Raw genomic sequence first — 12,735 nt, forward strand, 5'->3', positions numbered from 1 at the left:
GCAGAGATCAGTGGCTGTCGCGCGGGGGGCTGTCCGCCACCTTCTGGTATTTCACCGCCATTTCCATGACGGCGCCATCGGCGAGCTGGCCGACAGTCGCCCGATAGAGTTCCTGCCAGGGTGTCTGGCTGTCGGGATAAACCGGCTTGAAAGCCGCGCGGCGATGCTCCCACTCCTCGGCGTCGACGAGAGCGTCAGCTGTGCCGGTGTTGAGATCGACCCGAATGCGATCGCCGGTCTTGAGCAGGCCAAGCCCGCCCCCCACCGCCGCCTCGGGCGAGGCATTGAGAATGGAGGGCGAGCCGGAGGTGCCGGATTGCCGACCGTCGCCCATACAAGGCAGCGTAGTGATTCCCCGCTCGATGAGGGTTGCCGGCGGCTGCATGTTGACCACCTCGGCGGAGCCCGGCCAGCCAACTGGTCCGGCATAGCGGATCACCAGGATCGTGTCCGGCGTAATGCCGAGCGTCGGATCCTCGATGCGATGGTGATAGTCTTCCGACCCATCGAACACGACGACCGGCCCTTCGAATACATTTTCCGATCCAGGCCTCGACAGATAGCGAGAGCGAAATTCATCGGAAATCACCGACGTCTTCATGATGGCGGCATCGAAGAGGTTGCCCTTCAACACAACAAACCCAGCCTTTTCCTTGATTGGCGCGTCGTAGGGCTTGATCACCTCGCCATCGGGCGCTGGGTAGGGTGCCAGGTTTTCGGCCAGCGTCCGGCCGGTCACTGTCAGCGTACCACCGTGAAGGCGGCCGTTGTCGAGAAGCGCCTTCATCACCACCGGCAGGCCGCCGGCCCGATGGAAGCCTTCAGAGAGATAGCTGCCGGCCGGCTGCATGTTGACCATCAATGGCACATCGTAACCCACCGTCTGCCAATCCATCGGTTGGATAGGCACGTCGGCATGACGGGCGATGGCGACGATATGCGGCTGGGCGTTGGTGGACCCGCCGATCGCCGAGTTGACGACGATGGCATTTTCGATGGCCTGCCGCGTTAGAATCTTAGACGGCTTCAGATCTTCCTCGACCATGGCAACGATGCGCTCGCCCGTGCGATAGGCCATCTGCCCGCGTTCTCGATAGGGCGCCGGAATAGCGGCATTGCCAGGCAGGCTCATGCCCAGCGCCTCGGCGAGGCAGTTCATAGTGGAAGCGGTGCCCATGGTATTGCAATAGCCATCGGACGGCGCCGAAGCCGCCGCCGCCTCGATGAATTGCTCGTAGTCGATCTCGCCGGTGGCAAGCTGCAGGCGCTTTTCCCAGATGATGGTGCCTGAGCCGGCAAGCTTTCCCTGGTACCAGCCATCGAGCATCGGCCCCCCGATAGCACGATGGCCGGCAAATCCACGGTGGCGGCGGCCATGATCAGTGCCGGCGTCGTCTTGTCACACCCCGTGGTCAGCACCACGCCGTCAAGCGGATAACCATGCAGGATCTCGACCAGACCGAGATAGGCGAGATTGCGATCGAGCGCCGCCGTCGGCCGCCGGCCAGTCTCCTGGATCGGATGCACCGGAAATTCGAAGGCGATACCACCGGCCGCACGAATGCCCTCACGCACCCGCTCGGCGAGACGCAGATGGACTCGGTTGCACGGCGACAGATCGGAGCCGGTCTGAGCGATGCCGATAATCGGCCGATCGGACCGCAGCTCCTCGATCGTCAGGCCGTAATTAAGATAGCGCTCTAGATAGAGTGCCGTCATCGACGGGTTATCGGGATTGTCGAACCAGAGCTTGTGGCGGCGCGGCTTGGACATCTGGCTTCCTCCCGTCAATGCGATGCGTTCAACCAATGAGAACGGCCGGTTCCGGCAATCCCCGGAACGGACCATCGATTAGATAGGTCAAGCCCGCCTCGGGCTCGGCGGCGCGTCTTTCCGCGTCGTAGCCCTCGAAAGCTGAGGTGACGATGAGGCGGTCAAGGTCGGGGCCGACAAAAGCCGGGCAGCTCACTTGCCGGGCTGGCAGCGAAATGGTTCTGACAATATGGCCGTCGGGATCGTAGGCGTCCACGGCGTAACCACCCCAGCGCGCGTTCCACAGCAAACCGTCGGCGTCGACGGTGGCACCATCGGGACCGCCGCCGCTCACGTGAAAGAACACACGCCGATCGCCCGATGGCAGACCCGTCGCCGGATCGACGGCCTGCCGGTAAATGACGTGTTCCAAGGTGTCGGAGAAATAGGCGGTGCGACCGTCAGGAGAGAATGCAATCGCGTTGGGAATGGTGAGCCCCTCTATGATCGGCCTGAGTTCGCCAGCGCGGTACCACCAGATGCGTCCGAGCCCCGGCTCGAAGCGCCATCCCATGGTGGAAATCCAGAGCGCACCGGATGGGTGTACGGCACCGTCATTACTGCGGGTACCAGGGCGATCGTCCCAAAAGGGACGATGCTCGATCAACGCACCGGTGTCGATCGACCTGAGGTACAACCCGGCATCGCTGGCGATCAAATGTCGGTCGTCATCGACGCGAGCGGCGACTGTGGCGTGGAACGGAAGGTCATGGACGCGGAGTGGTGCATCATCGAGCCCCATCTCCAACAGCTTGCGCTCGAGGATGTCGAACCAGAACGCCGTGGCTCGCCCAGGGTGCCAGCTTGGCCCCTCACCAAGATGGCAAGCATGGTCGGAGAAGACGGAAACCTTCGACATACGCTCCTCCTGGTCAGTAGCGCTCTCCGCGTGCCAACGGATGCGACACTAGCTTCTCAGCTCCGGCCTGGCCAGCCCGAGGCGGTATAAGTCATACTAATTACCCAAATCTCTACCCTACTCGTAGGGCCAAGCTCGGAACAAATCGGTCGCCTCGGCCGCGGCGGTCAATGCCGCATGGCGTGGATAATCGGATAGCGCCACCACGTCCGGGATCATCTCGGCAATGAAAGTCCCTGCCACAGCGAGCGTAATGCCGGCCTCGCTCAAGGGCGTGGCCAACAACCAGTCGGCACCTAGGATGTCAGTTTCAATGGCGAAAAGGGCGGCCTTGAGCTGACCGGCGACCCGGTCGAGCCAGGGCTGATGCTGCTTCTCGGCCGGGCGGAGCTGCCGCTCATAAACGCTCTGGACCGCCTTCTCGCAGGCAGCAAGACCGAGTCCAGTAAGGCGGACATCAAGAGCGATCTGCCTTGGATCGGCCGGTCCCAGCCTTTTGCTGCCAGCGAGCGTCTTCAATGCGTAATCGATGATCAGCGTGGAATCGAGCAGCACCACCCCTTCGTCGGTGACCGCTGTCGGCGCCTTGACCACCGGATTGATCGCGGCGAATTCGCCATATTGGCGGAAAACCGACAGCGACTCGTGGGCAAAGGGAATATCAAGCGCAGCCAGCGTCAACGCGGTGCGGCGGACATAAGGCGAATCAAGCATGCCGATCAGGCGCATGGCAAACCCCAGAAGCGAAGCGGATCGTGATCCGCGCCAGTACCAGACCAGACTACCGCAAAAGCACGCCGGTTCGAAGCGGGTACGCGGAGCCGCGGTATATTGAGGGATGGTTTGAGGCGTGCTCGCGAAAAGCACCAGAGTTTTATTTGCCGGCCAGATTTTCCGGCCAGGCCGGCTGGTACTTGGGATCAGGCACCCGCGGCTTGCCACTCCCGCACCGGCAATGTCGGTGAAGCAACAGCCTCCGGCAATGAGGCAGGTCGGCCGAAATAATATCCCTGGAAGGTCTGGCAGCCCGCAGCCTTCATCAGAAGATACTGCTCCTCCGTCTCGACGCCTTCGGCCAGAACGCGCGTGCCGAGCGCGCGGGCAAGTTCGGTTATGGCGGTGACGAAGGTCATGTCGACATCGCTCGATCCGGCGGCGTGAACATAACTCTTGTCGATTTTCAGGCAGTCGAAGCGGAATTTCCGCAAGTATTGCAAGGAGGCGAAGCCCGAGCCGAAGTCGTCAAGGACGATCATTACGCCAGCCGCTCTCAATCCTTCGAGGTTGGCCCGCTCCACCGAGCCAAAATCAAGGAAGACTGTCTCGGTGATTTCCAGCACCAGACGACTGGCCGGCAGCCCCGCCGAGAGCAGTTCGCCAATCACGAAGGCCGCGAAGCCGGACTGCTTCAGCTGAATAGCCGACACGTTGATGCCGAACTGGTACTGTCCGTACCGAACGGCGTCGCGGATGACGCGGCGGATCACCCACTCCCCCACTTCCTCGATCAGCGTCGACTGTTCAGCGACCGAAATGAATTCCGCTGGTGGGATTGTGCCGCGCAACGGATGGTGCCAGCGGATCAGTGCCTCGAAAGCCGTCTGCTCGACCCCGTCAGCGGCAACAATCGGCTGATAGTGCATGTCGAGCTGGTTGAGATAGATGGCAGCGCGCAGTTCCCGGGTGAGCAACCGGGTATAGCGGTCATCCACCAGCATGCGAGCGTTGTAAGACAACACCGTACCCCGCGCCTGCTTTGCCTTGTAGAGGGCGAGGTCGGCGAGGTTGACCAGCTCAAGAGCGATGTGCGTGTCGTCAGGCGCCATGGCAATGCCAGCCGTCGCCGACAGGCGCATGGTACGGCCATTGATCTGCACCGGATGGCGCAGCCGCTCGAGAAGAGCCTTCACCGCTTGAACGACCTCGCCACGCGAGGCGCAATCGGTGAGGAGCAGGGCGAACTCATCGCCTCCGAGCCGGCCGATAACGGCCCCTGGCAACTCGTCGTGGCAGATGCGAACCAACTGGGCAAGCGCCTCGTCGCCGGCGGCGTGCCCGAAAGTATCGTTGAGAGCCTTGAGGTGGTCGAGATCCAGCATCACGTAGGCGGACCTTCGATCCCCGGCGATCTGGACACGTCGACGCAGCTCATCAAGAAAATCAGCACGTGTCAGCGCTGAAGTGACGGGATCGATCCGAGCCGAGCTTTTGGTATGCTCTTCGCCTTGCATCAAGGCGAGGCTCTTTTGCACCAACAGGAAGCCGATCACGACGATCAACTGAAGGAGCAGCGTTTCGGAAACGAGACCTGCCAATAAGCCAGATTGCCAAGCAAGTGGCAGCGCACCGTGGCGAATGAACATCAATGCCAGCGCTATGGCGAGGCAGGATGCAGCAAGTGTACCGACAAGCAACGAAACGCGCCGACTGACGCTCAGTGCGGTCTGAAGTTGTTTTCCGAGCGCCATCCTTCACCTTTATGCCTAGGCAGATTTACTCCCTTCTTATGAATTTTTCGCAAATTCTGAGGCGAGTTTTTGAAATGACAGAGCAAAAAGAGGTTTTAATTTCCAGGCTTCGCATGACAGGTCGGCAGTCATAAAAACAGGACGGCCCCACCACCGGATGGGGCCGTCCGTGCCGTGGAACGTCGCTTCCACAAGGAAGCCGGCGCGTCCTATGTAATTTGGATCGTCACGTCAGGCCGCCCTGAGGGCAGCCTGATTGACCGAGCCATCGGCAAGCTTCGTCAGGTTGAGGTCGGTTGCCTCTTCCTCGGCGAGGGTTTCCCTCAGAAGCTTCGAGGCCTGCTTCTGTCCGATCAGTTCCGCCCAACGGCTCAGGGTGCCGTAGCGGGCAATTTCATAATGCTCTACCGCCTGGGCGGTGGCGATCAGGCCTGCGTCGAGGGCTTCTGAGCCGGCAAAGGATTCAAGAACATCCTCGCCTTCCTCGATGATGCCTTCGATGGCCGGACAGGTCTTGCCGCGAACCGGCTTGCCAATAAGTTCGAACACCTGTTGCAGGCGCTCGATCTGAACTTCGGTTTCCTCGCGATGCTTTTCGAAGGCAGCCTTCAATTCGGGCGACTGGGCGCCCCGGGCCATTTTCGGCAACGCCTTGAGGATCTTGCGTTCGGCGTAGTAGACATCCTTGAGCATGTCCTGAAAAAGATCGTCAAGCGACTTGGTCTTCATGGCTTCACCTCTACGCTAGAAGAAAGTTTGCGTGGCTGAAACTGGCAGCGAGGCGAATTGTTCCCAGCGGGAACGCGGCTCATCGGGGCGACATATCGTCCCCGATCGGGAACAATCGCCGCCTTTGAGACTTTCATGACCTCCACCTTCTGGAGGCCAAACATGCGCCGCTCGACTTTCTCGACCCAACCAACACGGCCGTTGCATTGCCGATATCTACGGTCGAGCCCTCGCGTCTGATGCAGCCCTTCCTATCACCGAACGGCACCTGACCGGCTAAGCCGCCCCTTCACCCGGCACTTGCGATCGGCCCCGTCCAACACGGAGATGACCCATGAACAAATCCACTGAAGCACGTCCACACTATCCCGACTATCCGAAGCCACCCTTTCCGGAGCAGACCCAGGAGCTGCCCGGCAGCTTCAAGCTGATGGATCCCAAACCCGATCATGGCGAGCAGAGCTGGCGTGGCGCCGGTCGGCTCGAGGGCATGGTGGCGCTAATCACCGGCGGCGATAGCGGTATCGGCCGGGCTGTCGCCATTGCCTTTGCCCGTGAAGGCGCCGATGTCGCCATTTCCTTCCTCACGGAGCAGGAAGATGCCGCGGACACCGCTCGCCTCATCACCGAAAGCGGCCGCCGTTGCTTGCAGATTCCCGGCGACATTGCCGACCCCGACCGTTGCCGTCAGATGATTGAGCAGGTGGTGAAAGAGTTTGGGCGGATCGACATCTTGGTGAACAACGCCGCCCACCAGGACACGTTCGAAACGCTGGATGACATTCCAGACGAGGAGTGGCAGCGCACCTTCGCGGTGAATATTCATGCCATGTTCTATCTTGCGAAGGCCGCCGTGCCTCACATGAAACCAGGTTCGTCGATCATCAATACCGCTTCGATCAACGCCGACGCACCCAATCCCGGGCTTCTGGCTTATGCGACAACCAAGGGAGCGATCCAGAATTTTACCGGCGGCCTGGCACAACTGCTTGCCGAGAAGGGTATACGCGTCAACTGCGTCGCCCCTGGCCCTGTGTGGACGCCGCTCATCCCAGCCAGCATGTCTGGCGAGAAGACCTCCAAATTCGGGGCCAATTATCCCTTGAAGCGGCCGGCTCAGCCGGTGGAGCTTGCGTCGACTTACGTTATGCTGGCGGAGCCGATGTCGAGCTACGTGTCCGGCGCCACTATCGCGGTTACTGGCGGCAAGCCGCTGATCTGACGCGAAGCACGCCCTTTCCACAATCGTCTGGCTCGCCCCCTTGCAGCTAAACTTTTGGGGGCGGGCCTTTTTCTTGAATAGTCTGGAAGGCGTCTCTGCCGCGGCACGCCGGAACAATCCGTCGCCCTGCTTGTTGTCAATCGAAGCAGCCACTTTGGGCGGGACAATCGACAGAGGAGACCGGACAATGGCACACGGAAGAGACGATCACGACTTTGCTTACAGTGGAGGTTTCCGCTGGCGAAGTGACACTTTCCGGTTAGGTAGCCTCCCGCCGGGCCAAGCATACCGCCGAGGATTGTTCCGAGCAGTGCGCTGGGGTCCTTCATGTCCAGAATAACCTTCGCGCTCGCGCGACAGCGGTGACCGGATCGAGTCCAACAAGCTCGGAAGCCGGATTCGCCGACAAGGGCAAGACGACCGACCTTTGAGCCCTACTCGAGCCAATTCCTGATCGCACGGGCGGTCGGGTACCAGCTGGAAGGACTTGCAGGAACGTCACACCGGAACTTTTATGAAAAATTGTGGGGTTGGCGCTTCGTCGGGTAATGTGATTTTCAGACGATGTGCCTATGCTGAAGCCATCATGTGCTCGAATTATCCCGACTCCGATGACCCTCACGCCGCACAACCGTCAGAGGATGACCTCTCCGGATTGAAAACGGCTGCTAGGCGCTTGATCGATGCCATTGCTGCGGAGCCCGTGCCGGATCGGCTACGGGAACTGGCAATCGAGCTCGGCAGAGCGATCGATTGCCAACGGGAGAACACAAAAGATTCCCCGGCATCGGCTGAGCCGTCCGAATAGCCAGACACCATAATCTCGATGACAAACCGCCGCACGATGCGCGGCGGCTTGGTTTTTGTACTCATCCGAATCCGCCTTATCGGCGAGCCGGGAGACCGGCTTCATCGCGGGCAAGGAAGATCCGCGTCGTCTGATCCAGATGATCGAACAGCCAATCGGCCATATCCTGCTCCTCAGCGAGGTTCTGCTCGAAGATCGGGATCGCCGTGGTGTCCTCAAGCACTGAGGCCGTCGAGATGAGCACTTTATAGGCAGCGACTTCCATCTGCTCGAACGTGTAGCTGGCCATCGTGCCTTTGACGACCTCATCGTCGGCGAACATACCGCTCAGCGCTTGTCCAAAGGCAGTCGCCTTGCCAAGCGTGTCTTTCACCATTGAGGCACCGCTATCGCGTCCCTGCAGCAGTTGTCGAAGCGACGCGACCTGCCGCTCGGTTTCCTTCACATGCTGTTCCATTCGCGCGCAGAGCACCGGATAATTTTCCAGACGCGACAGCATGCCACCCATCATCGTGAGGGCCTGCTCTTCCATGGCATGGGCATCACGGAGCCACGCCAAATAGTGTTCACGGATATCGTCCATGGGTTTACCCTCCTGGGATATGGCGACAAACTCTTCGTCATGCGTCTCGGGGGGAGGAAAAAGAGCCAGCTCTCTTTCCGCTGTCGGCGCTTAACCACGCTGTTGCGGCTGACGCTCCCGCATCCTTGCGGCATGTGAGGAATCCAACCGACAAAGGCGCGAGTGGTTCCATTCTCGGGGCATCGCCAGTGAAAAACGGCGCGCCGACAGGGTGCGACTAGATTTCCTCGCCCATGGCGGCACGCAGCATTTTGCGGCCACGATTGATGCGGCTTTTGATCGTTCCGATGTCGCAACCGAGAATTTCGGCAGCGTGCGCGTAACTCTCCTCGAGCACCACCACCAGCACGATCGCTTCCCGGTAGTGGACGGGTAATTCCTCCAGGGCGGTCTCCAATTCCTTGATGCGAACCTGCCATTCCTGCTGCGCCGATACCGTGGGCTGCTGGGACGCACAATCCTCATCACCTGTCCGCTCTCTCGCCTTCTTGATGCAATTTGAGTAGAAACGGTTGCGCATGATAGTGAATAACCAGGCCCGCAGATTGGTTCCTGGCGTATAGCTGGAGATATTTTCGATCGCCCTCACCAGGGTTTCTTGAACAAGATCATCGGCATCTGTTGCATTACCGCAGAGGGAGCGTGCAAAAGCACGCATGGCGGGCAAATAGGTAAGAATATCATCGGACATCATGATGCGCTTTGAGTTTCGAGCCTATATGGAACCAGGCGAGCGGTTCAGAGGTCGGCCGCCCAGCTTGATTGGACGAAACACCCCCGACTGAATGCCGCAGATACGAAACGGTTCCGTCTCCCGCGTCGTTTGGGCCAATTTTCCTCATCGGTGGCGACGCAGATCGGGTAGCCCATCGGCCCGCATAAAGTTGATCTCCCTACGCGCGCGAGGCGCCCCGAGACCGGCAATGGACCTGCCGCAGCGGCAAGACCGATGATGGAACTATTGCCGCCTGGAGACGTTGAATAGGCGGTGCCGAGACGTGGAAAACACAGTCTCCGCATTCTCCAAAGTCGCCGGCCGGTTGCCGTCTCCCGGCTCCGTTTTACCGGCAGTGACCCCAACGTCCGAGGAGATTCCCATGAAGCTCGCCACACTTTGTATGGCCACGGTTCTCGCTTTCAGCGGCAGCGCTTTCGCCCAGACGTCCACGCCGGCCCCTTCCGATCCGGCCGCTCCGATGACGCCCAGCGAACCAGCAACGCCCGCTCCCGATCCGGCTGCTCCCACGGCGCCGAACACGTCACCGGCACAGACCACCCCCAACAGCGGTGACCTGAAGCCGGGCGCCAACAGCTTCACTGAAGCGCAGGCTCGCTCCTGGCTCGAAGACGCCGGCTACACTGATGTGACCGGACTTGTCCAGGCCGAGGATGGCATCTGGCGCGGCCATGGCCGCCGTAACGGCACAACGGTCAGCGTTGGCGTCGACTACAAGGGCACCATCAGCACGGATTGAGGCAGCGCCTCCAGACCGGACGGAACCTCATCCTGTATTCAATCCAACCAACTGGCCAACCAACTAGCCAACCAACTGGGAAGATAGCATCATGAGCACTCACACTCGACTTTACGATAACTGGTCCGAAGCCATGGTCGTGGTGGAACGACTGCGCGCAGCCCAGATTTCCAACGACGATATCTCCGTGATTTCGCCGGAGAGCGAAGATAACCGCGTCAGCGACGGCGCTGAAGCCACGGCTGCCGGTTCCGGCATCGGCGCGGTGCTGGGCGGTGGTGCCGGCGCGCTCGCCGGTGTCGGCCTACTGGCCATACCGGGCCTTGGTCCCATCGTGGCCACCGGCTGGTTCGTTTCGACGCTGGCCGGGCTCGCCGCTGGCGCGGTTGCCGGTGGCGTGGCGGGCGGCATCGTCGATGCGCTCACCAGCTCAGGCCTGTCGTCGGAAGAGGCAGAGGTCTATGCCGAAGCCATCCGTCGCGGCGGCACGATGATCACCGTCCGCGCCGAAGACAGCCAGGACGCCCTGGTCGCTCGCCTTCTCGATGAGACGCCGCCCGTCGACATCGAAGAGCGTAAACGGGCTTATCGCGAGAGCGGCTGGACGGGCTACGACCCCACCCTGACGCCGCCGGTCGATGACGTGACGCGGCGTCCGCCGCTGCTCTGATGTTCCGGATAGCACGAAGCGGTCCTTCGTAGCTCTCTGGAAAAAACGAGCGTCTGCCGCCTCTCTATCCTCTCACCGAGCTAGAGGGGCGGCATAGCTCAAGGCCATTTAGGCAAATGCGTGGATATCATTATTTAGCCGGCTCTTTATTTTCATCAAAGAGCGCCTGGCTTCGCGCGCGTTGGGAACCAAAGACAGCATAGAGCGTTGAAAGCGCGATACCTGGCTCTTTTGGAATCCCATCCTTCAGCTCTCCAATTTCCAGATCGAGAGCATCTCATGCGCCCAGATTTCTTCGCCAACGCCAATCGTCTCGACGCCATTCGTCGCGCCAACTGCCGGCGGCGCGTGTCAGTCGTAGAGGCCTTCGATCTCACCCCGCACATGCGGCGGATGATATTTGAAGACCTGGAGCCCGCCCCCAGTGAACAGGAGAAGCCAGCCGACTGGATCAAGCTGCATGTCCCGGTTTTGGGTGATGGCACAAAGCATGGCCGCGCCTATACCGTACGCGAACGCTCAGGCGGAAAGCTGGTTATCGACATGGCCCTCCATGGCGGTCTTTGCGCCAGTTGGGCACGGCGAGCCCGCCCCGGCGATCAAGCGGAAATTTCCGGGCCTCGTAAAGGGCTCAAGCTGACCTGGCCATCGGACGAGGTGTTGCTTGGGGCCGACGAAACCGGCCTTCCCGCCGTGGCCTGCATCCTCGCAAACCTGCCACGCCACACGCGCGGATCCGTCTGTCTCGAAGTTCCCGACGAAAGCGATATCCAGCCGATCGAGGCACCACCGGCCATCGCCGTAGGCTTTTTGCCCCGCAAGACGGCACCGCCCGGTCGCCTCTTGACCCAGGCGATGCGCGAGGCACGGGTATCGCGGGCCACGGCCGTCTGGGTCGCGGCGGAACGCGCCACCGCGCTGGAATTGCGCGAACACTTCGAAGCGATGCTGCCCCGGCGGAAGGTGCAAACCTCCGGTTACTGGCGCATGCCCTGCGACGAGACGGCAAAGCGCCATCGTTTCCTATAAGCACGAGGACAGAATGAGCCGCCCTACCCCTTCAGGACTGTTCGCCCGGTTCGCGTCGGCTCTTTCCGAATGGTCGGGACGACCGGTGACTTTCGCCCTCGCTCTGGCGCTCATTGTTTTCTGGGCGATCTCCGGCCCCTTCTTCGGGTTCTCCGCGATCTGGCAGCTGATCATCAACACCCTGACGAGTATCGTCACCCTGCTGCTGGTCTTCCTTCTCCAGAGTTCTCAGAACCGCGACGGCAAAGCTCTGCAAGCGAAGATCGACGAACTGATCCTCAGCTCAAAAGCGCGGAACAAATTCGTTGGCATCGAACGGCTCGACGAAGACACGCTGCAGGAGATTTGCGCCACTCTTCCCGAGCCGGACAAGGAAGAGTGTGAAGATGACGTGGTTGCGCGGGGCGCCGCCCCCGCCGCCTCCCGGTGATGCGGGATCATGCCACGCACGAAGGCAGCAAGAGCCTATTCCGATGTCGTGAGAAGGCCTGAGGCCAGGGCAAGGAAGGCATCGATGGCTTTCGGCAGTACGCCTTGTGGATCGTCGCTGGCGGCAATCCAAAGCGCAGCATTCAGAGCGGCCCCACTCAGCAGCCTTGCAGAGGCCTCCGCGTCGAGCGGCTTCAAAAGGCCCTCACCAATGAGACGCTCCATAGCTTGCTCTGTCACCTGCAGACAGCGACTCTGGCTGGGCCATTTCGAGGGATCGCCGAGTACCGCCGGCCCATCGAGAAGAACGATGCGCTGTACCTCGGGGTTGAGTGCCATCTCAATGTAGGCGACGCCCTCGGCCAACATGCCCTGCCAATCATTGCCCGCCTGCGAACCAATCTCTTGCGCGCGTAATGCCATCTCCGAGTCGATCTGATCGACGACAGCGGCCAGAAGGCCGCGTTTGTCGCCGAAGTTGTGGTAGAGCGCCCCCCGCGTCAGGCCAACGCTGGCCGTCAGCTCATCCATCGAGGCGGCCGAATACCCCTTTTCAGCGAAAGCCTTGCGCGCCGCGGCGATCAACTTGGCGCGGTTTTCTTCCATCGTCTCCAAACGCCGCTTCACCATCTCGTCGGATCCTTATTTCAC

General features: G+C 60.8%; 13 protein-coding genes and 1 pseudogene. 5 read left to right on the top strand and 9 right to left on the bottom strand.

The window, feature by feature from the left end:
- Window positions 1-7 precede the first annotated feature (7 nt).
- The 5 genes and pseudogenes from AB6N07_RS23800 to AB6N07_RS23820 form a co-directional block, all read right to left on the bottom strand.
- Window positions 8-1,848 (bottom strand): annotated as a pseudogene (locus AB6N07_RS23800) (IlvD/Edd family dehydratase).
- A complete protein-coding gene (locus AB6N07_RS23805) occupies window positions 1,802-2,671 on the bottom strand; it encodes an SMP-30/gluconolactonase/LRE family protein (protein ID WP_370675515.1) in 870 nt (289 codons plus the stop codon). The pseudogene AB6N07_RS23800 and the gene AB6N07_RS23805 overlap by 47 nt, the downstream one beginning before the upstream one ends.
- Before the next feature lie 117 nt (window positions 2,672-2,788).
- Complete coding sequence (locus tag AB6N07_RS23810) at window positions 2,789-3,400, bottom strand: glutathione S-transferase (RefSeq protein ID WP_370675516.1); 612 nt, start codon at window positions 3,398-3,400, stop codon at window positions 2,789-2,791.
- 191 nt (window positions 3,401-3,591) lie between these two features.
- Window positions 3,592-5,139: a putative bifunctional diguanylate cyclase/phosphodiesterase gene (locus AB6N07_RS23815; RefSeq protein ID WP_370675517.1), complete on the bottom strand. Its 1,548-nt coding sequence runs from the start codon at window positions 5,137-5,139 to the stop codon at window positions 3,592-3,594.
- A 231-nt stretch (window positions 5,140-5,370) separates the two neighbouring features.
- Window positions 5,371-5,868: a ferritin-like domain-containing protein gene (locus AB6N07_RS23820; RefSeq protein WP_370675518.1), complete on the bottom strand. Its 498-nt coding sequence runs from the start codon at window positions 5,866-5,868 to the stop codon at window positions 5,371-5,373.
- A 334-nt stretch (window positions 5,869-6,202) separates the two neighbouring features.
- On the opposite strand from AB6N07_RS23820, the gene AB6N07_RS23825 reads away from it, so the two are divergent.
- On the top strand, window positions 6,203-7,090 hold the full coding sequence (locus AB6N07_RS23825) for an SDR family oxidoreductase (protein WP_370675519.1): 888 nt from the start codon (window positions 6,203-6,205) through the stop codon (window positions 7,088-7,090).
- 618 nt (window positions 7,091-7,708) lie between these two features.
- Here AB6N07_RS23825 and AB6N07_RS23830 read toward each other — a convergent pair.
- From AB6N07_RS23830 to AB6N07_RS23840, 3 genes are all read right to left on the bottom strand, one after another.
- Complete coding sequence (locus AB6N07_RS23830) at window positions 7,709-7,963, bottom strand: hypothetical protein (RefSeq protein WP_370675520.1); 255 nt, start codon at window positions 7,961-7,963, stop codon at window positions 7,709-7,711.
- Between the two features lie 11 nt (window positions 7,964-7,974).
- Window positions 7,975-8,481, bottom strand: coding sequence for a ferritin-like domain-containing protein (locus AB6N07_RS23835; RefSeq protein WP_370675521.1), 507 nt, complete (start codon window positions 8,479-8,481; stop codon window positions 7,975-7,977).
- Between the two features lie 217 nt (window positions 8,482-8,698).
- On the bottom strand, window positions 8,699-9,175 hold the full coding sequence (locus AB6N07_RS23840; protein ID WP_370675522.1) for a sigma-70 family RNA polymerase sigma factor: 477 nt from the start codon (window positions 9,173-9,175) through the stop codon (window positions 8,699-8,701).
- Window positions 9,176-9,578: 403 nt separating this feature from the next.
- Here AB6N07_RS23840 and AB6N07_RS23845 point away from each other — a divergent pair, with 403 nt between their 5' ends.
- The 4 genes from AB6N07_RS23845 (at window position 9,579) to AB6N07_RS23860 (ending at window position 12,085) form a co-directional block, all read left to right on the top strand.
- Window positions 9,579-9,956 (top strand): PepSY domain-containing protein, encoded by a 378-nt coding sequence (locus AB6N07_RS23845; RefSeq protein ID WP_370675523.1) that lies wholly within the window; start codon window positions 9,579-9,581, stop codon window positions 9,954-9,956.
- A gap of 91 nt (window positions 9,957-10,047) precedes the next feature.
- Window positions 10,048-10,626 (top strand): hypothetical protein, encoded by a 579-nt coding sequence (locus AB6N07_RS23850; protein WP_370675524.1) that lies wholly within the window; start codon window positions 10,048-10,050, stop codon window positions 10,624-10,626.
- A gap of 279 nt (window positions 10,627-10,905) precedes the next feature.
- Window positions 10,906-11,655, top strand: a complete 750-nt coding sequence (locus AB6N07_RS23855; RefSeq protein ID WP_370675525.1) for a siderophore-interacting protein — start codon at window positions 10,906-10,908, stop codon at window positions 11,653-11,655.
- A 13-nt stretch (window positions 11,656-11,668) separates the two neighbouring features.
- Entirely contained in the window at window positions 11,669-12,085 is a 417-nt protein-coding gene (locus AB6N07_RS23860) for a low affinity iron permease family protein (protein ID WP_370675526.1), read from the top strand.
- A 35-nt stretch (window positions 12,086-12,120) separates the two neighbouring features.
- On the opposite strand, the gene AB6N07_RS23865 is transcribed toward AB6N07_RS23860, so the two are convergent.
- Entirely contained in the window at window positions 12,121-12,714 is a 594-nt protein-coding gene (locus AB6N07_RS23865) for a TetR/AcrR family transcriptional regulator (protein ID WP_370675527.1), read from the bottom strand.
- Window positions 12,715-12,735 lie beyond the last annotated feature (21 nt).

It is taken from the genome of Pleomorphomonas sp. PLEO (genome assembly GCF_041320595.1).
Taxonomy (GTDB): Bacteria; Pseudomonadota; Alphaproteobacteria; order Rhizobiales; family Pleomorphomonadaceae; genus Pleomorphomonas.

Bases quoted from the DNA above. Each gene is read 5' to 3' on its own strand.
- AB6N07_RS23805 (WP_370675515.1), bottom strand. From the start codon at position 2,671: ATGTCGAAGGTTTCCGTCTTCTCCGACCATGCTTGCCATCTTGGTGAG.
- AB6N07_RS23810 (WP_370675516.1), bottom strand. From the start codon at position 3,400: ATGCGCCTGATCGGCATGCTTGATTCGCCTTATGTCCGCCGCACCGCG.
- AB6N07_RS23815 (WP_370675517.1), bottom strand. From the start codon at position 5,139: ATGGCGCTCGGAAAACAACTTCAGACCGCACTGAGCGTCAGTCGGCGC.
- AB6N07_RS23820 (WP_370675518.1), bottom strand. From the start codon at position 5,868: ATGAAGACCAAGTCGCTTGACGATCTTTTTCAGGACATGCTCAAGGAT.
- AB6N07_RS23825 (WP_370675519.1), top strand. From the start codon at position 6,203: ATGAACAAATCCACTGAAGCACGTCCACACTATCCCGACTATCCGAAG.
- AB6N07_RS23830 (WP_370675520.1), bottom strand. From the start codon at position 7,963: ATGAGTACAAAAACCAAGCCGCCGCGCATCGTGCGGCGGTTTGTCATC.
- AB6N07_RS23835 (WP_370675521.1), bottom strand. From the start codon at position 8,481: ATGGACGATATCCGTGAACACTATTTGGCGTGGCTCCGTGATGCCCAT.
- AB6N07_RS23840 (WP_370675522.1), bottom strand. From the start codon at position 9,175: ATGATGTCCGATGATATTCTTACCTATTTGCCCGCCATGCGTGCTTTT.
- AB6N07_RS23845 (WP_370675523.1), top strand. From the start codon at position 9,579: ATGAAGCTCGCCACACTTTGTATGGCCACGGTTCTCGCTTTCAGCGGC.
- AB6N07_RS23850 (WP_370675524.1), top strand. From the start codon at position 10,048: ATGAGCACTCACACTCGACTTTACGATAACTGGTCCGAAGCCATGGTC.
- AB6N07_RS23855 (WP_370675525.1), top strand. From the start codon at position 10,906: ATGCGCCCAGATTTCTTCGCCAACGCCAATCGTCTCGACGCCATTCGT.
- AB6N07_RS23860 (WP_370675526.1), top strand. From the start codon at position 11,669: ATGAGCCGCCCTACCCCTTCAGGACTGTTCGCCCGGTTCGCGTCGGCT.
- AB6N07_RS23865 (WP_370675527.1), bottom strand. From the start codon at position 12,714: ATGGTGAAGCGGCGTTTGGAGACGATGGAAGAAAACCGCGCCAAGTTG.